The organism is Tahibacter caeni (genome assembly GCF_024609805.1).
Lineage (GTDB): Bacteria > Pseudomonadota > Gammaproteobacteria > Xanthomonadales > Rhodanobacteraceae > Tahibacter > Tahibacter caeni.
Genome location: NZ_JANFVR010000039.1, coordinates 1 through 25,065 on the forward strand (window position 1 = coordinate 1; position 25,065 = coordinate 25,065).

The window sequence follows — 25,065 nt, forward strand, 5'->3', positions numbered from 1 at the left end:
TGCGCTCGGCGCGCGCCGCGCAGCGCCACGCGTTCGACGCCTGGCGCCGCCGCGTCGCCGAGGCCGACGCGCTGCCGCCCGAGCGCCGCGCCGAGGCGCTCGCGCTCGCGTCGGAACCGGTGCAGCGCAGCGAGGACCAATTGCGCGCAGCCGCAATGCGCAGCGTGCGTGCCGGCTGGATGGACCGGCAGGTGCGCGAGGCGCGAGGCGCCGCGGTGCGCGTCAACGACGCCGTGTTCGGCGACGAGGCGATCGTGGCCTACATCGGCGACGGCTACGGCCACCTCGTCGAGTCGCCGAAGTCGATGCTCGGCTACAACCTGCTGCCGAACGCGAAGAAGATCATCCTGCACATCGCCACGCACGTGCTCGAGCACATCCGGCTGTCGGCGACGCGGCAGCTCGGCACGCCGGTGCGCGCGGCGCTACTCGGCCGGCCGGTCGAGTTCAAGAGCGCGCTCGGACCGCAGGGCACGCAGCAGGCGTTGGACATGCTGACGGAAGCCGCGAACGCGGCCGGTTTCGAGGATGTGTCGTTCCTCGAAGAGCCGGCCGCCGCGGCGATGCATTACCACACGCAGCGCGCGACGCCCGAACGCAGCCTGATCGTCGACGTCGGCGGCGGCACTACCGACGTCGCGTATGCGCGGGTCGGCGGCGCCGAGCCCGCGCCGCGCATCTTCGGCAGCTGGGGCCTGCCCAGGGGCGGCACCGACATCGACATCGAGCTGTCGCTGCAGGCGTTCATGCCGCTGTTCGGCCGCGGCGATCCGGCGATCCCCGTGCATCACTTCCGCGAAGCGGCGAGCGTGCACAGCCCGCCGCAGCAGAAGGAATTCCGCAGCCACGACTACCGCAACGCGGCGGCGCCGTTCCGCCAGCGCCTGACCACCCTGCAGCGTCTCGGCGCGACCTCGCAGCTCAACCGCCGGGCCGAGGCGATGAAGATCCACCTCGGCGAGCACGCGCGCGGCCGCGCCGACCTCGCGTTCGTCGAACCCGGCCTCGCGGCCGATCTCGACCGCACGCATCGGGACGCCGCCTATGCGGAATTCCTCGATCGTCTGCGCAGCCTGCTCGAACGCGCGCAGGCCGACATCGGCGAACGTCCCGAGTCGATCTTCCTGACCGGAGGCTCGTCGCGCGCGCCGGCGATCCGCGATGCGATCCGCGCGCTGTTCCCGGACGTGCCCCTCGTCATCGGCGATCCGTCGCTCGGCGTGGTGTCGGGTCTCGCGTTCGCGGCGGCGCTCGATGCGTCGGCGCTGCCGTGATTCGACCGCGCGCCGTGTCGGACCGGCGCTGCGTTCGTCGGCTCAGTAGCCCGCCGTGAAGCTGCCGACCGTCACGCTCATCGCGGCGCGCCAGCGCTCGAGCAGGGCCGGCGTCGCTTGCGGGTCCTTCTCGCGCACGGCGGCGAGAAGGCTGTCGATCCAATAGGCATACAGCGACGGCCGCACCGGCGTGCGCCCCTGGCGCGAATGCGCCTGCGCCATCTCGTCGACGCCGCGCCGGACCATCGCCATGCCGTCGGCATGCGAGATCGCGATCGAGATGCCGCGCCGCAACGCGAGCCGCTGCTGACGGAAATCGGTCTTCGCGAACATCGGCGCGATGTCGGGATGGCTCGCGAGGAATACCTCGTAGAACCGTTCGATGAATCCGTTCGCGCGCAGGCAGCGTCCGTAGCTGGCCTGGAGGTCGTCGTACTGGTTCGCCATGCCGTTCCTCGTCTCGCTGCAGCACGCACGAATGCGCCTGCAAAAACGGCGAGCATGGCAGCTGCGCGGAAACCCGGTCAATCGAGACGATCGTCCAGGTTGCCGCGCTTTCCGGGCTCCGTCGCGCGAATCCGTCGTTTCGGCGAGCGCTCAGAAGCGCTCTCGCCGCCTGCCGGTACTGTCGAAATATCTCCCGGAATTTCAAAACCTGCTGCGACGTCCGCCGTCGATCGGTCACGGCGCGCCGAACCCGTTCGCGAACAGGCGGTCGCCTTCGAGCCGCACGCGCATGACCGAGCCGTAGCGCGCGTTGCCGTCGTTGCTCGCATAGGCGTAGCCGGCGAACAGCAGCTTGCCGTCGGGGGGTCAGCGCCGTCGCGTTGACGCGGTTGTCGCGATCGGTGCCGCCGATCGGATAGCCGTAGACCTGGCGTTCCGGCAGGCTCGCGCTGAGGTTGCCGAACGAAGCGTCCGGCGTCAGATCGGCGTTGAGCCGCATCAGCAGCGCGTCGCCGAACGTCCACGACGAAAACGCCGTGCCGCCGCCGAGGATCAGCTTGCCGTCAGGCTGCACGAGCACGGTGTCGGCGTACGCGCCGGGACTGAGCCACGGATCGGCGGGCGGATCGGCATCATAGATCACCGCATCGAACGCGGTGCGGCCCAGGCGCGCGGCCAGTATCAGCGGCTGGGTGCGATCGGGTTGCGCGCGAAAGCCCGCGATCACGAGCGATTCGTTGCCGAGCGGCAGGTCCCGCAGCGGCGCATGCACGATCGCGTTGCCGTCGACGAGGAAACCCGGCCCGAACGTCACGAGCGAGCGGCCGTCGTTCGCATAGGCCGGATTCACGGTCCCCCCCCAGACGTTGCCGCCGACGTTGCCGATGATCGTGTGCTTGACCACGGCCGTGTCGCCGCAGCCGCGGATCAGCACGGGGATGGCGTCGCCGACGCCGGCGTCGAACTTCGTCAGGTCGACCACGTCGATGTCGGCGCCGTTCGGACACAGGCCAGTACCGATCCGCAGCAGGCGCCATTCGGAGGCTAGGCCGACGTCGCCGCCGACGACGTTGCCGCAGGCCGGAATGGACGACGGACAGAGGTTGCCGTTGAGATCGAGGATCGCCAGCGCCAGCCCGTGCGGTCCGGCGAATCCGTCGCGAAGATTGCCGCCGACGATCAGCAGGTCCGGCACCGGAATGCCGTTGCCGACGAGGTCGAGATCGGCCAGCTGCACGGTCTTGCCGGCATCCGACGGCAGACCGCCGCGGCGCAGCCGGCGCACGCCGCCGCTGCCGAAGGCCATGTCGGCGAGTCCGTTCGCGGTGAATTTCCAGACCGCCATGTCGCTGCTGCCGTCGGGGTTGTCGATCGTGCCGACGACGGCCATGCCGCCGTCGGGCGTCGACACCGCGTCGTTCGCGCGCCACGCGTAGTCCTCTCCGACGTAGATCACCGTGCGGCCGCCGCCGCTCGCGCCCCAGGACGGATCCCAGGTGCCGTCCGCGAGGATGCGCACCGCCACGGGTACCGACGGCGTGCTGATCGGCAGATCGTACGGAGTCGCCGCGTTCGACCAGACGATGGCCGAACCGTCGCCGCGCGGCAGCACCTCGAACGGCGTGACCTGCGCCCAGTCCGGCGCGCCCGGCGTCTCGGCCGGATCGCGCGAGACGATCGCGAAGGCCATGCGCCCCGGATCGGACGGACTGCCGTAGGCCGGGTCGAGGCTGCCGTCGACCTGCGCGCTCGCGAGCGGCGGCAGCAGGGACGAGAGGAGGGAAGCGGCCGCGAAGCGGACGAGACGGGACGGGGACATGGCGCGGCTCCGGCGCGGGACATCCGCGCATTCCCGTGCGCATACGCCGTCGCCGCGGAGACCTGACAGCGCGGCCGGCCCCGCGCCGTCCGCGACCGATAGGCCGGCCCGCCGTTTCCCGCTACGGCAGCAGTCCACTGCCGACCGGCGCAGCGCTCGGCCCATCGCCGTGCATTACCCGCGTAATCCGCCGGCGGTATAGTGCCGGGCACTGGCCGCGGCCCGGGGAAGCAAGCGCGGCGGCAGTCCGTTTCGCACGCTCACGGGGATCGTCGATGTCTTCATCCGCTTTGCCGCGCCTGCTCGGCGCCTGGCTGTTGACCAGCCTGCTGTCCTGCCTGCCCTCGCTGGCGCTGGCCCAATGCGTCAGCCTGACCACGCTCGGTTCGGCGTCGACGCAGAATTTCGACACCTTGTCGAACACCGCCGGCTCGACGACGAACAATCTCACGATCCCCGGCTGGTTCATGACCGAATCCGGAGGCGGCGCGCGCGACAACGAGCAATACGCGGTCGACACCGGCGCCTCGACGACCGGCGACACTTACAGCTACGGCGCCGCGGGCTCGACCGAACGCGCGCTCGGCGAGCTGCGCAGCGGCACGCTGATCCCGCTGTTCGGCGCCTGCTTCACGAACAACACCGGCAGCACCGTGACGAGCCTCGCCGTCGCGTTCACCGGCGAGGAATGGCGCCTCGGCACGATCAACCGCACGGATCAGCTGAACTTCGAATACAGCACCAACGCGACCGACCTCGTCACCGGCACCTGGACCAACGTCGCGGCGCTGAGTTTCGTGACGCCCGACACCGTGACCGCCGGCGCCAAGAACGGCAACGCGGCCGGCGAACGCACGGCGCTGTCGTCCACGATTTCCAGCCTGAGCATCGCCAACGGCGCGACGTTCTGGATCCGCTGGAACGACGTCGATGCGAGCGGCGCGGACGACGGCCTGGCCGTCGACGACTTCTCGCTGACGCCGCAGGGCACGATCCCGAACAACCTGAGCATCAACGACGTGACTCTGAACGAGGGCAACGCGGGCACGACCTCGTTCACGTTCACCGTCAGCCTGTCCGCGCCGGCCGGCCCCGGCGGCGTCACGTTCGACATCGCGACGGCCGACGGCACGGCGGCCGCGCCGGGCGACTACACCGCCAAATCGCTGACCGGCCAGACCATCCCCGCCGGCAGCAGCACGTATTCGTTCACGGTGCTCGTCAACGGCGACACCGCGCCGGAGACCAACGAGACCTTCTTCGTCAACGTCACGAACGTGACCGGCGCGACCGTCACCGACGGCCAGGGCCAGGGCACCGTCGTCAACGACGACGCCGCTCCGAACCTCACGATCAACGACGTCGCGCTCAACGAAGGCAATGCCGGCACGACGACGTTCACGTTCACCGTGAGCCTGTCGGCGCCGGCGCCGACCGGCGGCGTGACGTTCGACATCGCGACGGCCAACGACACCGCGACCGCGCCGGGCGACTACGCCGCGACGTCGCTGACCGGCCAGACCATTCCGGCCGGCAGCAGCACCTACGCGTTCGACGTGCCCGTCAACGGCGACACGACGCCCGAGGCCGACGAGACCTTCTTCGTCAACGTGACCAACGCGACGAACGCCATCGTCACCGACGGACAGGGCCGCGGCACCATCGTCAACGATGATTTGAGCAAGATCCACGACGTGCAGGGCAACGGCGCGGCGACGCCGATACCCGGCGCGTCCGTCATGGTCGAGGGCATCGTCGTCGGCAATTACCAGGGCGCCAGCCGCCTGCGCGGCTTCTTCCTGCAGGAAGAAGACGCCGATGCGGACGCCGATCCGAACACCTCAGAAGGCGTGTTCGTGTTCTGCTCGGCCTGTCCGACGCCGGTGGCCGAGGGCCAGCGCGTGCGCGTGAGCGGCACGGTCAGCGAATTCAACAACCTCACCGAGATCACCGCGAGCACGGCGCCGAGCGTCGTCGTGACCGGCGCGGGCAACAACCTGGCCCAGGTCACGCCGACGCCGATCGACCTGCCGGTCGCCGGCGGCATCGACGCGTTCTACGAGGCGCGCGAAAGCATGCGCGTGACCTTCGTCGACACCTTGACGGTCAGCGACAGCTTCGAGCTCGGCCACTACGGCCAGGTCACCCTGAGCGAAGGCGGCCGGCCGCGCAGCTTCACCGAGTTCTCGGCGCCGAGCGTCGCGGGCTATGCCGCCTATCAGGACACCCTGGCGCGCCGCCGCGTGCTGCTCGATGACGAGAACAACGCGGAGACGCCCTACCTCGCGTTGAGCGACGGTTTCCAGGCCGCCTATCACCCGCAGGCCAACGGCGGCTTCTCCGTCGGCACGCAGGGCGTCGACTTCTTCCGCGGCGGCGATCTCGTCAACGGCCTGACCGGCGTGCTCGATTTCGCGAGTCCCGACGGCGTCGCCGCCGCAAGCTGGCGCCTGCGCCCGGCCGCGGCGACGCCGGTGACGTTCACCGTGGCCAATCCGCGCCCGGCCACGCCGCCGATCGTCGGCGGCGCGATCCGGGTCGCCGGCGCGAACCTGCAGAACTACTTCACGACGATCGACACGACGCCGAGCACGAGCAGCGGCCCCTGCGGCCCGGGCGGCACGCTGGACTGCCGCGGCGCCGACAGCGTGACCGAGCTCAATCGCCAGCGCGAGCGTGCCTCGATCGTGGCCTGCACGCTCGACGCCGACATCGTCTCGTTGATCGAGCTCGAGAACACCACGCCGAGCGCGACGATCACCGACCTGCTCGGCGCGATCAACGCGCGCTGCGGCGGCGCGCATCCGTATGCGTTCGTCAACACCGGCGGCACGCTCGGCACCGACGCGGTCCGCGTGCAGCAGATCTATCGCACGGGCGTGGTCTCGCCAGTCGGCGCGCCGCTGTCGGATCTCGACCCAGTGCACAACCGCCCGCCGACCGCGCAGACCTACGACGTCGTCGATGCGACGAACGCGGCGTTCGGCCAGCGCTTCACGGTCATCGCCAACCACCTGCGCGCGAAGAGCTGCGGCGGCGCGAGCGGCGCCGACGCGGACGCCGGCGACGGCCAGGCCTGCTTCAATGCGACGCGCACGGCGCAGGCCAATCGTCTGCTGAGCTGGATCAGCTCGACCGTGCTGCCGGCCGCCGGCGATCCCGACGTGCTGCTGCTCGGCGACTTCAACGCGTACGCGAACGAGGACCCGATCGCGGCGGTGCTCGGCGGCGGCTATGCCGATCTCGAAACCACGTTCCAGGGCGCCAACGCCTATTCCTACGTGTTCGGCGGCACGGTCGGCCATCTCGACTACGCGTTCGCTTCGTCCTCGCTGGCCGGCCAGGTCATCGGCGCAGCCGCCTGGCACATCAACGCCGACGAGGCGCCGCTGCTCGACTACAACGACGAAGTCGCCGACACGGGCGAGGCCGCCGCGGAGGAGAAGCCCGACGGTTCCGCGCTGGTGCCGCCGCGCGTGGTGTTCCAGCCGGCCTCGCCGTATCGCGCGGCCGACCACGATCCGGTGCTCGTCGGCCTGTTCGCGATCGCCGATCTCGCGATCACCGTGACCGACGCGCCCGATCCCGTCGTCGCCGGCACCAACCTGACCCACACGATCACGGTCAGCAACACCGGCCCGGATCCGGCCGCGAATGCAAGCTGGAATTTCGTGCTGCCGGCCGGGCTCAGTTTCGTCTCGCTGTCGCCGCCAGCCGGCTGGTCCTGCACGACGCCGGCCGTCGGCGCCGGCGGCACGATCAACTGCAGCAATCCGGGCGTGGCCGTCGGCAGCAGCGTGTTCACCCTGGTCACGTCAGTCGCTCCGGACGTCGCCGCGGGCACGGTGCTCAGCGCCACGGTCACCGCGAGCTCCGCGAGCGGCGACCCGGTGCCGGCGAACAACAGCGCGACGGCGACGACGACCGTCACTGCGGCGGCCGACCTCGGCGTGACCAATACGGCGGCGCCGCCGAGCGCGGTCGCCGGCCAGGCCATCACCTATACCGTCACCGTCGCCAACGCCGGGCCGAGCAACGCGGCGAGCGTCTCGCTGAGCAATGCGATCCCGACGAATACCACGTTCGCCTCGCTGGCCTCGCCCGCCGGCTGGTCCTGCACGACGCCGGCGGTCGGCGCGACCGGCACCGTCAACTGCACGACGGCGAGCCTCGCAGCGACGTCGGCCGTGTTCACGCTCGTCGTCGACGTGAATCCGGGCGCGACGGCCGCGACGATCAGCAGCACGGCGACGGTGTCGTCGTCCACGACCGATCCGAACACCGGCAACGAATCCGCGACGGCGACGACGCCGCTGACTGCGAGCGCCGACCTGGGCATCACGAGCAGCGCCCCGTCCAGCGTGGCCGCCGGCCAGACCCTGAGCTATACGATCACGGTCACGAACGCCGGCCCGAGCAACGCGTCGAACGCCACCGTGGCCGGCGCGATCCCGGCGTCCACGACGTTCGCTTCGGTGAGCGTGTCGGGCGCCGGCGGCTGGTTCTGCACCACGCCGCCGATCGGCAGCACGGGCAACGTGAGCTGCCTGAATGCGGACCTCGGTCCCGGCAGCTCCACGATCACCCTGGTCGTCACGGTCGATCCGGCCACCACGGCCGCGACGATCACCGGCACCGTGAACGTGTCCTCCGCGACCGCCGACCCGGCACCGGGCAACGACTCGGCGACGGCGACCACGAACGTGACCACGGCGGCGGATCTGACCGTCGGCAACACCGCGTCGGCAGCGAGCGTCATCAACGGCCAGCCCATCACCTATACGCTGGTCGTGAACAACCTCGGCCCGAGCGCGGCGGCCAGCGTGAGCCTGACCAACGCGATCCCGGCCAACACCACGTTCACGGCGCTGACGTCGCCGGCCGGCTGGAGCTGCACGACGCCGGCCGTCGGCGCGACCGGCACGGTCAGCTGCAGCATCGCGAGCCTGCCGCCCGGCACGGCGACCTTCAGCCTGACCGTGACCGTCGATGCGTCGGCGCCGGTCACCGTGATCAGCGACACGGCCACGGTCACGTCGGCGACGGCGGATCCGCTGCCCGGCAACGAGGCCGCGACGGCAACGACGTCGACGCCGGTGTCGCTGCAGTCGTTCCAGGTGGATTGACCGCGCGCGGCGCGGAGAGCCTGCCGCTCTCCGCGCCGCCCGCTTTTGCGATACGCGCTTCCGTCGCTGCGCGGCGACCGTCCTGCCGATGCGGTTTTACGGCTTGGCCAAACGCCCGCAGGCAGGAAACGGCCGTCGTCGGACTGCTCCCGGCGGGAAGCCGCTGCCGCGACCGCCGGCGGCGGCGGCGTTCTTTCAGAAGCCCAGGTCCGCGCACGTCAGACCTTCGAACCCGTCGGTATCGACCGGCGTGGTGTCGCCGGAATCGACGACGGGCGCCGAGTCCACCGAATACCGTGGACCACCGACGAACCGCCCGGAAAATCCTTGCACGGCAGCAGCGCGTCGCCCGCGGCCACGCCGTTCGCCTGCGCCACGCCGACGGCGGGCAGCCAGCCACGAGGCAGAACCGCCGCCGCAGCAGCTCTGGCAGGTGCCGCAGAAGTCCGTCGCGAACGCCGGCGCGGCGACCAGCGAACCGACGAGTGCGGCCGACGTAAGACGTACTTTCATGGTTTTCTCCTCTCGGGCCGGCGCGCCCTGCGGCGGCCCGGAGTCGTTCTTCGTCGCCGTCCGCCCGGCGGACACCCGCGTCCGATCTGACTGCGGGGCTCGACGGCCGGACGGAATACGGCCGATCCTTCGCCAGTTATGCACAAACAACAAATTGAAGACAGATGAACATTGATTTATTGTCGCCAAAGCGGCAAGCCGACAGACTTCGTAGCGACAGGGGAGTGTCATGCGTCGATCGGGTCGTTTGTACGGACGCGCGCGCTTGCGCGCCTTTTTCGCGACGACGGCGGGCTTCGCTCGCGGGACTCCTGAGCGGCTGCCAGCCGGAGATGTCGCGGCCGCCGCCGGAACCACCGCCGCTCGGCGACATGGCGCCGCCGCCGGCGCCGGAACGCGCGCCCCAGGGCCCCGCCGAACTGTCGGAAACGATCGGCTCCGCCGAATACTGCGACGTCACGGCCCAGCCCGAGGCGCTCGTCGAATTCGCGCGCAAATGCGATGCGGCGATCGGCCGGACGGTGCCGGCCTTCGACTGCGACGATCCCGAGGCGACCGCGGTGCCGGAAGGCACCGAGACGCCGGGACCGAACTGCGATTTTCCGAACGTCCTCAACGGCGTCTGCGATCCCGGCAGCCGCTTCCACCGGCTCGTGCAGACGCCGGACGTCACGATCGTCGCGCATTGCCGGAAACAGGGCCTGCCGAGCCGCAAGTACGGCGACGTCGCCGTGATCCAGTACAACCGCCTCAACGGCGCGACCTGCTTCTACCAGGCGCTCGGCGTGCTCGACGCCGCCGCACCGGCGCCGTCCGATCCGGCCGGCCGCTACTGGAAGGAGCCGATCGAGACGGCGGGCATCAATTGCGTGCGCTGCCACGACAACGGGCCTTTCGTCCGCTCGCCGTATCTGGCGCAGCTGCGCGACGATCCGAAGAACGCCCTGCCCGGCACCCATCCGGGCAGCGGCCCATGGGAGCAGCGCTTCTCGTGGAACAAGACCCTGCCGTACAAGTTCATCGGCGCCAATTTCCAGTCGTGGAAAGTGTATTCGATCGCGCCGGAAACGCCCGGCCGCGCCTGCACCGTCTGCCATCGCATGGGGCTCAGCTCGACCGAGGCCGGTTTCGACACCCGCTTCGGCACCTCGCTGAAACTGGGGCCGACCGCGACCGCGGCGATGCAGTCGCACAAGAACCCCCATTCCGCCGCGTCGCCGATCTGGATGAAGCCAGGCCAGACGACGTACGTGAAGTCGGTCGAGGAAGAAGCCCTCGACGTACAGCGCTGCGCGCAGGAAGTCGCGCGCTACGGCAACAATCCCGTATCGGGGCCGCCGCCGGCGGAATGCCGCTGGACGCAGTACGGCCAGGGCAACACCTGCAAGACGCCGGTCAAGATTCCGGTCAACGATCCGCCGACCGGCATTCCCGATCCCGGTCCGACCGGCGGCGAAGTCCCCGTGCCGACCTGCCCGCCCGGCACGCCGGACTGTCCGGTCGGTTTCTGCTACTGGGCTGCCGTTCACGGTCCGTTCTGGCAGCGCAGCGACGGCTCGGTGCCGTTCGACGATCCGCGCTACAGCGGCAGCTTCCTGCGCTTCTTCGCCGACGGCGGCCAATGGAAGGCGCGCTGGTACAGCAATCCGATGGGCGGTCCGCCGCAGATCGCGCCGGGCGGCGTGCTCGAATGCGTCGGCGTCGACGACATCGAGAAAGTCCCTGATCCGACCGCCTGCTTCGGCAGTCCGTTCCAGCTTGTCGAGCGCGACGGCGCGAATCCGGACAGCCGCATCGAGGTCTCGATCGCGCCCAATCCGATGAATGCGATCTCGGGCCTGATCGGCAACGTCTCGCAGGCGAACGGCGACGGCTACGACCACGTACGCCTGAGCGAGAGTGCCGGCCGCTTCTTCCTCGGCCAGCGGCATACGACGACACCGCCGCCGCCGCTCGTGCCCGGCGCGATGACCGCCGAAGCCTGGGGCTACGGCTGCAACGCGTGGAAGCCCGACTTCATCGTCAAGGATGCCTACACGACGACGGACACCCTGCTCGTCCCGGCCGCGAGCGCGAAGAACGCGCGCTGTTTCCTGACCGGCATCTCCGGCGCCTGGTCGACGACGCGCAGCGGCGGCGCCGTCGTGCCGCGCGCGGAAATCTATACGACACCCGGAAAGGACATTCGCCTGCGCGCGCTGCCGGCCAGCCCCGACGCCGATCATGTCGGCGCCTGGGCGTCGTGCATCCGGATCTAGCGGGGTGTCGGGAAACGGACTCGCATCCGTTTCCCGATCGAACGGCGCCGGCGACGCTCGCGCGCCTTCTCGAGAGTCGATCGCCGGCGTGATCGATTCTCGTGCGATCCCGGCCAGGATCGTTCCGGCGGGCTGTTTTCCGACGCCTGCCGGCGCCCCGCTTCCTCGTTGCCGGTTCGTGAGCGGACGGCGGCGGCCGCCGCGCTGCCGATCAGGGCATCCCGCGCGCTCGTCGGGCGATGCGATGAAAGAGCGGATGAGAGGACCGGCGCCGCCGCGGCAGTCCCTTCGCGATACGCCTCTCTTCCGACGTCATCGACAAGGACCGGCCATGAAAAAACGCCTCTTCGCGCTGTTGTTTCCGGCCTTGCAATGGGCGGGTCTGGCCGTCGCCCAGGAACCTCCGGTCGCACGCGTCGCCGCGCTGGCATCCGGAGAGCTGCGGTTGAACGGGACGACGATCTCGCTGACCGGACTCGACGAGGCGTTGAACAGACTGCAGCAGGAAAAGGGCGTGGTCTGGTACTACCGCGAAAATGCGCAATCGGATCCGCCGGAACAGGCGATGTCGGCGTTGGAGCTCGTCATGAAGCATCGCCTGCCCGTCAGCCTGTCGACCAAGCCGGATTATTCGGACTATGTCGACGAGAACGGTCACTCGCGGCCGCGCAAGCCGCAGTAGAAAAAAGGCCGCGAAATTCAATGACTCCGACGCATGCCGTTGCGGCGGCTACGGCGGATTGCGCACGATCCATCCCTTGAACGTGAACCCCGCGTAGAACAGCTCTATCCGGTCGAAACCCGCCGCACCGAGCAGAGCGACGTCATCGTCCGGGCTGAGCACGGGCAGCTTCGCGCCGATCGCGTCGATGGCGTTGCGCGCGTTCGCGGCGGGAATGCCCGAGGCCGCCGCAAACGCAGCGTAGCGTTCGAGCCAGCGGACCTTCTCGCCGGCCGCCTGCGGAAAGCTGTGATGCGCGACGACGAGCGACGCACCGGGCTTCAGGCGGCGGCGCAGTTCGGTCAATGTCCGCAGACGCTCGCCGGCTTCGAGAAAATGCAGAGTCAGCAGGCAGGCCGCGCCGTCGAAAGGGCCCGACGGCGCCGTGTCGACATAGCCTTCGTGGAACTGCACGCGCGACGCGAGCGGCCCGAGCGTGGCTTGCGCGAGCTTCAGCATCTCGGCGGACGGATCGACACCGACGAAACGCCATCCCGGCTGCGCCTCGGCGAAGACCTTGAGCTCGAGACCGCCGCCGGCGCCGAGCACCAGCACCCGGCCGCTGTCCGGCACGGTTTCGGCCAGCAGCAAGGTCGCCATCTGTTGCAGCGCCGAGAAACCGGGCACTTGCCGGACGGGGCCTTCGGCATAGCGGGCTACGGCCTGGGGATCGGAGAACGACGACAAGGCAGACTCCGCGACGGAACGGGATCGACGATGCTAGGACGCGGGCCGGCGCCGGGTCAAAGGCGTCCGTTGCGGAGCGCAGACTCGGCACGCCTGCGCTCCGGTCAGGACGGCGCAGACCGGGCGGCAGTCAGCCGCGCCGCGCGGCCTCGATCTTCGCGATGTCGATCTTGCCCATTTCCATCATCGCCTCGAATGCGCGCCTGGCCGCCGCGCGATCCGGATCGGCGATCGCTTCGCTGAGCGCTCTCGGCGTGATCTGCCACGACAGTCCCCATTTGTCCTTGCACCAGCCGCAGGCGCTTTCCTGCCCGCCGTTGCCGACGATCGCGTTCCAGAGTCGATCGGTCTCGGCCTGGTCGTCGGTCGCGATCTGGAACGAGAACGCCTCGCTGTGCCTGAACGTCGGACCGCCGTTGAGTCCGATGCACGGAATGCCGGCGATCGTGAACTCGACGGTCAGCACATCGCCTTCCTTGCCCGACGGATAGTCGCCGGGTGCGCGATGCACGGCGCCGACGGCGCTGTCCGGAAACGTCTTCGCGTAGAACTGCGCCGCCTCGAGCGCGTCGTCGTCGTACCAGAGACAGATCGTGTTCTTGCCGGTCATGTCGCTCTCCGTTCGTGGGCGATACGTGCAATCGATCGTCGAGACCGCCGAGTGCCACGGGACTCCGGCGCCGTGCCTCATCGGGCCGAGTATCTGTGCGGCCTCGAAAGCGTCGCGTGAAAACCGGGTCACGGACCGGGCAAACGCCGACGAACGCGTGGGCGCCCCGGTTCGCGAAACACCGGGTTCAGCCGGGAGCAGGCATACCGCTCCGGTCGTGGCGCGTCATCCGGATCTCCGCGACGCGTCCACGCGCTTTCACTGCGCCGCCGGAGCGAGCAGGTTCGCGTCGCGCGCGAGCACCCAGCGGCCGTCCTGTCGCCGGAAGATCGTCAAGGTGTGGCCGCTGCGGACCGTGGACTCGCCACCGTCGGGCGGCACGGCCGTGACGGTCAGCCTCTGCCAGAGAAACGCCCAGTCGCCGAGCACGCGCAGTTCCTGGATCTCGTTCGTTCCGTCGAACCTCGGCGCATCGCCGCGGGCCTGCGCCCGGGCCGCCGCGGCGAAGTCGGCTTTATGCATCGGCGGCCGGCCGGCGACGAGGAAGACCGCGTCGTCGGCCATCAGCGACAGGACGGTGTCGACGTCGCCGGTCTTGCTCGCGGCCATCCAGGCCGACACCAGTTCGCGGATCTGCTGCTCGTCGTCTTGCATGTCCGGGATCTCCATACGTGGCGCAAGAAAGCCGGGGCACAGGAACCGCCGCTCGCCATCCGTACCGGGGTGATCCGAGACACGGGCCGATTCGACCGCCCGGAGCATACCCGCGGCGAGTCGATGTCCGGTGACGGCAGCAGCGAAACGATCACTCGTGCCACGTCACGGATCATCGATCGGCATCACACCCGCGATGCGCAGCCTCATTCGTGTCGCTCCGTCGCGACCGGTCGTGCTCGGCGACTCCGCGTCGCAGACGGCGACGGCAACCGGCCGGAGCCCGCTTGCCGCAAACCGTCTGCCAGGTCTGTCACGGTCGACGCCGATCCTGCGTACTGACCGGCTATCCCGTTGCCGGAGCCGATCATGCCGTCGTATCGCCTGTTTCCAGGGCTGCTGCTCGCAGCCGCCCTGCCGGCCGCCCAGGCGGCCGGCAACGTCGATGCCGAATTCGGCGACGCCGGCCGCCGTGTGGTTCCGTTCGACGTGGGCGGTGACCGCTTCGACGATGTGCTCGCGATGGACGTCGCGAGCAACGGCACGGTCGTGCTGGCCGGCAGCGCACGCATCGATGCGACGCACGACTGCATCGCGATCGCGCGGCTGCTGCCGAACGGCACTCTGGATACGACGTTCTCGGGCGACGGCCGCTATACCGAAAACACGCTGTGCAGCGGCGCCTCGATCCGCATCGCCGCGGTGCGCGTCGATGTGGGCAACCGCATCGTGTTCGCCGGTTCCTTCCAGGGCGACGGCGGCGATCCCGAATTCATCGTGGGCCGCATCAAGGCCGACGGCAGCGGCCTCGACGACAGCTTCGGCGCGTTTCCGTCCGTCGGCATCGCGACGCCGAGCTTCGGCGGCGAGAGCGCGTCGGGCGCCGCCGGCCTCGCGCTGCAGAGCGACGGCAAGATCGTCGCGGTCGGCTATGCGACGACCAACTTCATCGGCAGCCTGACGAGCTTCGCCGTCGCGCGGCTCGACGCGAACGGCCTCAGCGACGGCACGTTCAACGGCAACGGCTACCAGATCCATTCCTGGGGTACGTCGATCAACGATCCGCTGAACGATCGCGCCACGGCCGTCGCGATCCAGGACGACGGCAAGATCGTCGTCGCCGGCACGAGCCGGCAGACGGCGACAGGCGCGGACTTCGGCGTGATCCGCCTGAACGCGAACGGCTCGTTCGACACGGCCTTCGGCGGCAACGGCACCGGCGCGAAGCTCGTCGATTTCGGCGGTTCCTGCAAGGACGACATCGCGACCGCGATCGCGCCGCGCTTCAATCTGTTCGACGCGGCCGGCAACGGCGTCGTCGTCGCCGGCACGAGCTGCCGCTCGGGCGCCGACTGGGACTACGCGGTCGCGGTGCTCGACGCGAACGGACAGCTCGACGCCGGCTTCGACGGCGACGGCCGGCGCACGATCGGCGTCGACATCGGCGGCCTGAACCGCGACGTCGCCAAGGCCGTGTCGATCGAATCGATCGCCTCGTTCCTGATACAGCCGACCCACATCACCCTGGCCGGCTTCGCGCTGAACACGCAGACGGCCGGCGCCGGCTACGACATCGCGCTGACGCGGCTGAACTTCGCCGGCAACGTCGATACGAGCTTCGGCACCAATGGCCGCGCGACGTTCGGCCCCAACCTCGGCAACGGCAACAACGACTTCGGCAACACCGTGCTGGTCCGCGGCCGGCAGGCCTGGGTCGCCGGTTCGCTGCAGCGCGCGACCGCGGGCGACTACGACTTCGGCGTCCTGCGCCTGTTCGCGAACGACACGATCTTCGGCAGCCATTTCGAGCGCCGCTGAAGCGGCGCTGCGGCCGCGCTTCGCGATACAGGTTGCCGGCCGGGCGCAGCGTCGCTTCACGATGCCGGCACGCTGCTGATCCGGCTCAGGATTAGCCGCCAGCCGCTACCGGCGAAAATCCCGACGGCGTGATCGCCATCCACGCGACGCGCGCCGGCGTCGGAGCGGCCTGCAGCGGCGGCGCATAGAACGTGTCGCCGGCCGCGGGTTCCACGACGTCGAATGCCAGCGCGCGCAGGCCGGCCAGCGACAGATGCCGGCGCGGCGCGGCGCCGAACTCCAGCGCCCAGTCCGCAGGCTCGTGCACGGGATCGGCGCCGGGCTCGGGCACGCCGAGCCGGACTTCGCCGTCGCCGGTGCGCCGCACGAGCAGACCGGCGTTCGTCCGGGCGGACACGTAGTCGAGCCGATCGACGCGCACGACCGCACCGGCACGCACGGCGACGACGAGCGCCTGGATGGACTGCATGCCGCCGCCCGAGGACGACCAGCCGAGCAGCAGGAAACGCCGGCCGCCCAGCCGATGACAGGGTCCCGGAAGCGGCAGCAGCTCCGCGCCCGGCGGCGCCTGCATCCGCAACGGCGCGGCATCGCCGATGCCGATCGTCAGCGACTCCGCGTAGTGCATCGTGCCCGTGGAGTCCTGCGGCAACGTCGCGGCGACGGACAGCTCGGGCGCGCAGCCCGTCGCGGAGCTGCCCAGCGCGATCAACACGGAAAGAAGCGAGGCGAGCATCGGGCGCATCCGCAATCGGCCGGAGCAAAGCATCCGGTTTTCCCGCGGCACCCGCAATTCCGGAATTGCGCCGGCACAGCACCGGCCGGTACGCCGGCGCTCCGGACGTCGCTCGCCGGCCCAGGCGCGCATTCGCGCGTCAGCGCCGCTGTTCGCCCTCCTGCGGCGCGACGGGCGCGGGCGTGCCGTCCGCCGGCGAGGCGGCGGTCGCGGCGACCGTTTCGCCGAGACTGAAATGAAACGTCGCGCCCTCGCCGGGCCGGGCTTCGGCCCAGAGACGGCCGCGATGTTTCTGCAGGATGCGGTGTGCCGTCGCGAGGCCGAGGCCGGATCCTTCGAACTCGTCCTGGCTGTGCAGGCGGCGGAACACGCCGAACAGCTGCCCGGCATGGCGCGGGTCGAAACCGACGCCGTTGTCGCGGATCCAGACGTGGCTGCCGGCGTCGCCCGATGCGGCCTGGCCGATCTCGATCTGCGCGACGACGCGGTTCTTCGTGTACTTGACCGCGTTCGACAGCAGATTGCCGACGACGACCTTCAGCAATCGCCGGTCGGCGCGCACGCGCGCGAGCTTGCCGATGCGCCAGTCGATGCGCCGGCCCGTCGCTTCCTGCTCGATCTCGGCACGCACTTCGGCGACGAGCTCGTCGAGATCGACGTCGCCCCAGGCCAGATCGGCGCGGCTCGCGCGGCCGAGAGCGAGCAGTGCGTCCATCAGTTCGTTCATGCGGCGCGCGCCGCCGGCGATGAACCGCAGGAACGAGCCGGCTTCTTCGTCGAGCTGGTGGCTGTGGCGATCCTGCAGCAGCTTGCTGAAGCCGATCAGGTGCCGCACCGGCGCGCGCAGCTCGTGCGACACCGAGTAGGAAAAGATTTCCAGGTCGCGATTGGCCGCCGCGAGCTGCTCGGTGCGCTCGAGGACGCGCTGCTCGAGCTCGGCGTTCAGGCGGGCCAGCGCGGCATCGCGTTCGCGCAGTTCGGCGAGCGCGGCTTCGAGCGCACGCTTGCGCTCGGCGAGATCCCTCGCCAGGGTGGACACGTCGGCTTCGCTGCTCGCGAGCTCCTCCTGCAGGATCTGCCGCGCGTGCGACATGACCAGCTGGTTGGATACGCGCGCGACGAGCTCGGCGACGAGGAACGGCTTGGTCAGGAAGTCCTGCACGCCGCTGCGCAGCATGCGGACCTTGAGCTCGTCGTCGGCCTTTGCCGTCAGCAGGATGATCGGAACGTAGTCGAATTCACGGATGCCGCGAATGGCCTGGACGAGTTCGTCGCCGCTCATGTCCGGCATCATCACGTCGCTGATGATCAGGTCGGGCCGGGACGCGATCGCGGTTTCCACGCCTTCGCGCCCCGAGAACGCGCCGATGCTGTCGAGCTGCGGCGGCAGCGAGTCGCGGATGAAATGATGCATTTCGCGGTTGTCCTCGACGACGAGGACCAGCGGCGATGCGCGCGGACCGGTGCCGGCCGCTTCGCGCGACTCGTGCTCGCGCCGGTGCGACAGCGGATGCAGGTATTCCTCGACCGACACCGCGGCAGCGGACGGCAGCACGGCGTCGATGTCGAACTCGGCCTGCGGACCGGACGCCGGCGGCAGCGGCAGCACGACGCGGAACGCCGCGCCGCCGAGCGTGGAGTCGCCGACGACGACGGTGCCGTCGAGCAGCTCGAGGAATTCGCGCGTGATCGCCAGGCCGAGGCCGGTCCCGCCGTGGCGCCGCGTCGACGCGTGCTCGGCCTGGCGGAACGGCTCGAAGATGACATCGCGCAATTCCGGCGGCACGCCCGGGCCCGAGTCGTCGACCTCGAGCGAACCGCAGCCCGCCTCGCAGGCCAGGCGCAGACGGACCTGGCCCGCATCGGGCGTGAACTTGAAGGCGTTGGCCAGAAGGTTCACGAGCACGCGCTGGATCTTCTCGGCGTCGGTCCGCACCCACAGGCTCGCCGGTGCCTCGACACGGAATGCGATGCCGCGCTCCTGCGCCAGCGATTCGAAATACGCCGCGGTCAGCCGCGTCAGATGGCCGAGGTCGACGTCGTCGGCGCGCACGGTCATCTTGCCGGCTTCGAGCTTCGCGACGTCGAGCAGGTCGTTGACGTGGCGCAGCAGCGAACGCGCGTTGCGGCGGATCGTTTCGAGCGAGCGCAGCTGCTCCGCATCCAGGCCGCCGGCGCCGAGCAGCCGCTCGACCGGCCCGAGGATCAGGGTCAGCGGCGTGCGCAGTTCGTGGCTGACGTTGGAGAAGAACCGCGTCTTGAGCTCGTCGAGCTCCTTGCTCGCCGCATACAGCCGCGACAGCTCGCGGTTGGCCGATTCGAGACGCCGGTTCGCCTCCTGGACTTCGGCGGCGCGCTGGAAGATTTCCGCTTCGACGCGTTCGGCGCGCGCGCGCAGGGATTCGGCGAGCCGGGCCTGCTCCTTGCCGTGCTGGCGCGCGCGCATGAAATCGGTGACGTCCTCGACGCGGTGGATGATGCAGTTCACCGAGCCGTCGGCGTCGAGCACCGGCGTGTTGACCGGGCTCCAGTAGCGTTCCTCGAAGCCGCCGCCCTCGGATTCGGGCAGGCGTATGTCGTATTTCTGCACCGCCATGGCGTCGGGCACGCGGTCGGCGAGGACGCGTTCGAGCGAGATGCGCAGGTTGCGCATTCCGCTGGCCTGCGGATCGTCCGGGTTGTCGGGGAACACCTCGAACAGGTGGCGCCCGAGGATCGCGTCGCGCGCGGTCTTCGTCGCGTGCAGATAGGCGTCGCTGACGGCGATGATGTGCAAGGTCGGCCGCAGCACGAGATACAGCCCCGGCGCGGCCTCGAAGATCCGGCGGAAATCCGGCGCATCGCCCGACGTTGTCATGCGACCTCCCGAGCCGACCGCAACCGGAAGCGCCGAGCGTCTCCGGCGAACAGCGGCCTGAAGACGCCCGTTGTGCTTGTGCATGAAAGCGCATTGTCCACTTCGCGTCAATCGGAAGCGGCGGCTCCTACGACCGCTGCGCGTACCGGCGAGCGAGCCGGCTATTCCTGCAAAAAAAGCGGCGCCCGAAGGCGCCGCTCGAAAGACCGCTTGGTGATCGATCAGACCGGCTGCCGACGCCCGCGCCAGGCCAGCGCGCAGAGTCCGAGGCCGAGCAGCATCAGCATCCAGCCGCCGAGGCCGGGCACCGGCACGATGACCGTGGGGACGCCGGCCACCGTGAAGATCGTCGGATCACCGCCGCCGCCCGTGGCCGGATCGTCGGTCACGGCACTGCTCTCGTTGCTGCCGTTGCCGTCGGCGTCGAAGAACACCGTGCCCTGGTTGCTGATCGGCCCGCTGGCCGACAGGTTGATCGTCGCGGTGATCGTCAGGGTCACCGTGCCGCCGGCCGGTATCGCGCCGTTCCAGTGCACGACGCTGCCGGCCGTGCTCGCGGTGCCCGACGTCGCGTTCGCGGACACCAGGGTCAGGCCGGCCGGCAAGGTGTCGGTGAACTCGTCGCCGGTGTTGTCGGCCTGCGTGCCGGTGCCGCTGTTGGTGATCACGATGTTGTAGGTGATCGTCGATCCCGGCGTGTAGCTGCCGCCGGCCGCGGCGACCGTCTTCGTCGCGCTCAAGGTCGCTCCCGGCGCGGCCGTCACGGTGTCCGTGTCGGTCGCGCTGTCGTTCGCCGCGTTCGGATCGCTGACGCCGGCCGGCGCCGCGACGGTCGCGGTATTGCTGACCGTGCCCGCCGCCGCCGCCGACACCGCGCAGCTCGCGGTATAGGTCACGCTGCCGCCCGCGGGCAGATTGACCGGATCGGCGATGTTGCCGCTGCCCGACGCCGCACAGCTGCCGCCGCCGGCGCCGACGCAGGTCCAGGTGCAGGTTTCCACGGCCGGGAACGTGTCGGCCACCGTGGCGCCGGTTGCCGCGCTCGGGCCCGCATTGCTCGCGGTGATCGTGTAGGTCACGCTGCCGCCTGCGGTGACGCTGGCCACGCCGTCGGTCTTCGTGATCGACAGGTCCGCGACCGCGCCGAGCGTGTCGGTATCGGTCGCGCTGTTGTTGCCCGGATTGGTGTCGGTGACACCCGCCGGCGCCGCGACGGTCGCGGTGTTGGTCAGCGAGCCCGTGGCCGCGGCCGAGATCGCGCAGCTCGCGGTATAGGTCACGCTGCCGCCCGCAGGCAGGTTGACCGTGTCGGCGATGTTGCCGCTGCCCGACGCGGCGCAGGTGCCGCCGCCGGCGCCGACGCAGGTCCAGGTGCAGGTTTCCGTGGCCGGGAACGTGTCGGCCACGGTCGCGCCGACCGCGTTGCTCGGACCGGCGTTGGCCGCCGTGATCGTGTACGTCACGCTGCCGCCCGGCGTCGCCGACGTCACGCCGTCGGTCTTCGTGATCGACAGGTCCGCGCTCGCGCCGAGCGCATCCACGTCGGTCGCGCTGTTGTTGCCCGGATTCGGATCGATCACGCCGGCCGCGGCCGCGACGGTCGCGGTGTTGGTCAGCGAACCGGTCGCCGACGGCGAGATCGTGCAGCTCGCGGTATAGGTCACGCTGCCGCCCGCGGGCAGATTCACCGTACCGGCGATGTTGCCGCTGCCCGAGGCCGTGCAGGTGCCGCCGCCGGCCCCCACGCAGGTCCAGGTGCAGGTTTCCAAGGCCGGGAAGGTGTCGGTGACCGTGGTGCCTGCCGCGCCGCTCGGGCCGGCGTTGGACGCGGTGATCGTGTAGGTCACGCTGCCGCCCGGCGTCGCCGACGTCACGCCGTCGGTCTTCGTGATGGACAGATCCGCGCTGGCCGCCAGCGTGTCGGTATCGGTGGCGGAGTTGTTGCCCGGCGTCGGATCGGTCACGCCTGCGGGTGCGGCGACGGTCGCCGTGTTCGACAAGGTGCCGGTCGCGCTCGCCGATACCGCACACGATGCGGTGTAGGTCGTGCTGCCGCCCGCGGGCAGATTGACCGTGTCGGCGATGTTGCCGCTGCCCGACGCGGTACACGTGCCGCCGCCGGCGCCGACGCAAGTCCAGGTGCAGGTCAGGCTGGCCGGGAACGTGTCGGCCACGGTCGAACCGGCCGCATTGCTCGGACCGGCGTTGGACGCGGTGATCGTGTAGGTCACGCTGCCGCCCGGCGTCGCCGAAGTGACGCCGTCGGTCTTCGTGATGGACAGATCCGCGCTGGCCGCCAGCGTGTCGCTATCGGTGGCGGAGTTGTTGCCCGGCGTCGGATCGGTCACGCCGGCCGGTGCGGCGACGGTCGCCGTGTTCGACAAGGTGCCGGTCGCGCTCGCCGATACCGCGCACGTGGCCGTGTAGGTCGTACTGCCGCCCGCGGGCAGGTTGACCGTGTCGGAGATGTTGCCGCTGCCCGAGGCCGTGCAGGTGCCGCCGCCGGCGCCGACGCAGGTCCAGGTGCAGGTCAGGCTCGCCGGAAACGTGTCGGCCACGGTCGAACCGGGCGCGTCGCTCGAGCCGGCGTTGGACGCCGTGATCGTATAGGTCACGCTGCCGCCCGGCGTCGCCGTGGTCACGCCGTCGGTCTTGGTGACGGCCAGGTCCGCCTGCGGCGTAAGCGTGTCGGTGTCGGTCGCCGAGTTGTTGGCCGGATCCGAATCCGTGAACGGCAGGGACACCGTCGCGGTGTTGGACAACGTGCCCGTCGCCGACGCGGCGATCGTGCAGCTCGCGGTGTAGGTGACCGATCCGCCGGCGGGCAGGTTGACCGTCGTGTCGTTGATGTTGCCCGCGCCCGAAGCCGTGCAGGTGCCGCCGCCGGCGCCGACGCAGGTCCAGGTGCAGGTTTCGCTGGCCGGGAACGTGTCGGCCACGGTCGCGCCGGTCGCCGGGTCGGGACCGGCGTTGCTCGCGGTGATCGTGTAGGTGACGCTGCCGCCCGGCGTCGCCGTAGTCACGCCGTCGGTCTTCGTGATCGAGGCGTCTGCGCTCAGCGCGCGGCAGCCGGTCACGCTGACGTCGTCGACGGCCAGACCGGCGAACATCACGGTGGTGTCGCTGTCGAGGTGGAAACGCAGTTCGGTGTTGAGGCCGGCCAGGCTGTCGGCGCGGCGCGAGAACACGCCCCAGCCGTAGCTGCCGCCGATGTTGTTCTGCGGATTGCCGGTGCCGGCCGATGCGCTGATCGGCGTCGGATCGAGCCATTCGTACAGGCGCACCGGCGTCGCGCCGCCGACCTGCTGGAAGTCCACGAACATGTGGTCGAAGTTCGCCGTCTCGACCTGGTGCCGCTGCGCCCAGGTCACGACGATCGGCGGCGTGAGGCCGGAGAGATCGATGGCCGGCGACAGCAGGTCCTGGTTCGACGAGGCGTTGTAGGTGTTGTCCAGATCGGTCTTCCAGCAGTTCACGCCGCTGTTGCAGGTGTTGAACGCGGCGACCGGGTTGGCCGTCGTCGTCGCGACCGTCGCGGGCAGGCCGAGCTCCCATTCGTCCTGCGTGCCCGAGTGCGTGAAGCCGGCGGCGCCGGATTCGAAGTCGGTGCTGTAGACGGTCTGCTGCACGAAGCCCGTCGGACAGACCGGCGGCGGCGGCGCCTCGCAGATGCGCAGCGACCAGGAGTTCAGAGTGCCGCCGTTCGCGCCCGCGGTGTCGTCGCGCACGTCGAGCGTCCAGGTGCCGCCGGCGTTCTCGCCGTCGAACGACGCCAGGCGATACGCGCCCGAGGTGCTGGCCGTGCCGGCGGTGGAATTGTTCTCCGGCTTGATCTGCACGCCCTTGAGCACGGTGAAGCCCGGCGGAATGCCCGCCTCGTCGTCGAACACCGCATCCATCTGCTGCTGACCGCCGGTCGCGGCCGCGCCGATGTCGGTGAACAGGCCGTTGTCGTTGCCGGCCGGCGAACGCAGGTGCACGTCGACGTCCTGCATCAGCGCATGGTTCAGATTGATCGCGACGTCGAGGTCGGCGATGCGCGGGTTGCCCGGCACGACGATCGTCGAGCTGACCAGGCCCGTGCCCGGACCGATGGTCTTGGGCACGTCGGTGCTCGTGTAGGTCGTGCAGTTGACGCCTTCGTCGGTGGCCGGATGCACGCTGACGCTCAGGTGATACGTCGCCGTCGGCCCGCCGACCGCGGCGCTGGCCGAGTCGACGAACGCGAAATACGTGCCCGCGTCCTTGACCGTGAAGAACATGGCCTCGGACGGGCGATTCGGATTCGGCGCGACGTCGCCGGTGCCGGCATCGTCGACGACGAGGATCTGGTTGCCCGCGTCGCCGAACAGCGCAAAGCCGAGGCGGCCGTTCCAGACCGTGCCGTCACGCTCGGGATCGAGATCGAGCGACAGATACACCGTGTCGCCGGCGTTGAGCGCCAGGCTGTACCAGTCCTGCTCGGTCGCGAGCGCCGGGTTGCGCGCGCCGCTGACCCAGCCGTTGGCCGGCAGCGGGTTGGCCGTGGCCGGCGTGTCGTTGCTCTCGACTTCCGGCGTCGGCGTATCCGTGGCGGACTGGATGCGCACATGCAGCTCGTAGCTGCGCTCGGACGTCGTGCCGGCCGTGAAGTCGTTGACCTTGAGGTAGTACGTGCCCGTGGCCGGGATCGTGGCGCCGGCGATCGTCGACGACAGCGCGGCGAAGGAGCCGTTGTCGTCGTCGAATTCGACGATCGTCGTGCCGTCGCTGTCCAGCAGGGTGAGCTGGCTGTCGGTGCTGCTGCCGGCCGAGGCGGACGTCATCGTCGCCGCGTAGACGCGGTCGCCGGCGTTGGCCTGGAACGAATAGAAATCGATGTCGCCGTTCGGGAACAGGTTCGCGCGCACGACGAAATTGGTGCCGGTCAGCGGGCTGGCCGTCGCGGCGGTGCCGTTGGGCTCCACTTCGCCGGCATAAGCCTGGCCGAACGGACGCGGCGCATAGCTCGCGGGCGCCGGCGGCGGCGGCGCGGCCGCCCGCAGCGGCTGCACGCCCTTGGCCGGCTCGTCGCCGAACTGCACGGTGTCGAACTGCAGCGCCGCGGCCGAGGTCTTCGCGCCGGACGCCGGGCGACCATCCGTCCTGGATTTCGCCTGGAGCGGAAGAACGCCCACGGCTATCGTCAACGCCATTGCAGCGGCGACACGCGCCATTGCACTCGCAAATCGATTCACGATTTTTTCCCCTAGTTGGCGAACCCGCAGAACCGATGCCGCCGGGACTGGGCGGTGCCTGCAGACGTCCGATGCAATGCAGCGTCGGCCACCTCCCCAGGCGGCCGTACGGCCGAGAAGGTATGCCTTTGCCGGCGCAGTGTCGAGAGTGGACGACGGAAGAATTGCGCAGCGAAAACGCGCGCGAACGCCGGGCGCCGGACGAGAGCAAACCCGCAGGCTCTCGGTTCAGGAATGTGATGAAAATTCCGCGGAAACCCGGGCGAAAAAGAGCCGGTCGCGGGGGGGGGCGGCCGCGCGGGCACCCCCGGGGGTGTTTGGTGGTAAAT

General features: G+C 70.0%; 12 protein-coding genes and 1 pseudogene. 5 read left to right on the forward strand and 8 right to left on the reverse strand.

The window, feature by feature from the left end; all coding sequences use genetic code 11:
- A partial coding sequence (locus NON22_RS05700) for an Hsp70 family protein (protein ID WP_306673659.1) occupies positions 1 to 1,274 on the forward strand: 1,274 nt, incomplete at its 5' end.
- On the opposite strand, the gene NON22_RS05705 is transcribed toward NON22_RS05700, so the two are convergent.
- Positions 1,198 to 3,705, reverse strand: coding sequence for a hypothetical protein (locus NON22_RS05705; RefSeq protein ID WP_257385964.1), 2,508 nt, complete (start codon positions 3,703 to 3,705; stop codon positions 1,198 to 1,200). The genes NON22_RS05700 and NON22_RS05705 overlap by 77 nt on opposite strands.
- 821 nt (positions 3,706 to 4,526) lie before the next feature.
- On the opposite strand from NON22_RS05705, the pseudogene NON22_RS05710 reads away from it, so the two are divergent.
- Positions 4,527 to 8,612: pseudogene (locus NON22_RS05710) on the forward strand (ExeM/NucH family extracellular endonuclease); the annotation flags it as partial.
- Positions 8,613 to 8,861: 249 nt separating this feature from the next.
- On the opposite strand, the gene NON22_RS05715 reads toward NON22_RS05710, so the two are convergent.
- Entirely contained in the window at positions 8,862 to 9,410 is a 549-nt protein-coding gene (locus NON22_RS05715) for a hypothetical protein (protein WP_257385967.1), read from the reverse strand.
- Between the two features lie 140 nt (positions 9,411 to 9,550).
- Here NON22_RS05715 and NON22_RS05720 point away from each other — a divergent pair, with 140 nt between their 5' ends.
- Entirely contained in the window at positions 9,551 to 11,437 is a 1,887-nt protein-coding gene (locus NON22_RS05720; RefSeq protein WP_257385968.1) for a hypothetical protein, read from the forward strand.
- Between the two features lie 331 nt (positions 11,438 to 11,768).
- Entirely contained in the window at positions 11,769 to 12,119 is a 351-nt protein-coding gene (locus NON22_RS05725) for a hypothetical protein (protein ID WP_257385969.1), read from the forward strand.
- 48 nt (positions 12,120 to 12,167) lie between these two features.
- On the opposite strand, the gene NON22_RS05730 is transcribed toward NON22_RS05725, so the two are convergent.
- The 3 genes from NON22_RS05730 to NON22_RS05740 form a co-directional block, all read right to left on the reverse strand.
- Positions 12,168 to 12,845, reverse strand: coding sequence for a class I SAM-dependent methyltransferase (locus NON22_RS05730; RefSeq protein WP_257385970.1), 678 nt, complete (start codon positions 12,843 to 12,845; stop codon positions 12,168 to 12,170).
- Positions 12,846 to 12,975: 130 nt separating this feature from the next.
- Positions 12,976 to 13,455 (reverse strand): VOC family protein, encoded by a 480-nt coding sequence (locus NON22_RS05735; protein WP_257385971.1) that lies wholly within the window; start codon positions 13,453 to 13,455, stop codon positions 12,976 to 12,978.
- A gap of 258 nt (positions 13,456 to 13,713) precedes the next feature.
- Entirely contained in the window at positions 13,714 to 14,109 is a 396-nt protein-coding gene (locus NON22_RS05740) for a YybH family protein (protein WP_257385972.1), read from the reverse strand.
- A 369-nt stretch (positions 14,110 to 14,478) separates the two neighbouring features.
- Here NON22_RS05740 and NON22_RS05745 point away from each other — a divergent pair, with 369 nt between their 5' ends.
- A complete protein-coding gene (locus NON22_RS05745; protein WP_257385973.1) occupies positions 14,479 to 15,927 on the forward strand; it encodes an NHL repeat-containing protein in 1,449 nt (482 codons plus the stop codon).
- Between the two features lie 91 nt (positions 15,928 to 16,018).
- Here NON22_RS05745 and NON22_RS05750 read toward each other — a convergent pair whose 3' ends face one another.
- The 3 genes from NON22_RS05750 to NON22_RS05760 all read right to left on the reverse strand — a co-directional run bounded on the left by NON22_RS05750 (position 16,019) and on the right by NON22_RS05760 (position 24,676).
- Positions 16,019 to 16,663, reverse strand: a complete 645-nt coding sequence (locus NON22_RS05750) for a hypothetical protein (protein ID WP_257385974.1) — start codon at positions 16,661 to 16,663, stop codon at positions 16,019 to 16,021.
- Positions 16,664 to 16,802: 139 nt separating this feature from the next.
- Positions 16,803 to 19,520, reverse strand: coding sequence for a hybrid sensor histidine kinase/response regulator (locus NON22_RS05755; protein WP_257385975.1), 2,718 nt, complete (start codon positions 19,518 to 19,520; stop codon positions 16,803 to 16,805).
- 221 nt (positions 19,521 to 19,741) lie between these two features.
- A complete protein-coding gene (locus NON22_RS05760) occupies positions 19,742 to 24,676 on the reverse strand; it encodes a beta strand repeat-containing protein (protein ID WP_257385976.1) in 4,935 nt (1,644 codons plus the stop codon).
- Positions 24,677 to 25,065: the final 389 nt, after the last annotated feature.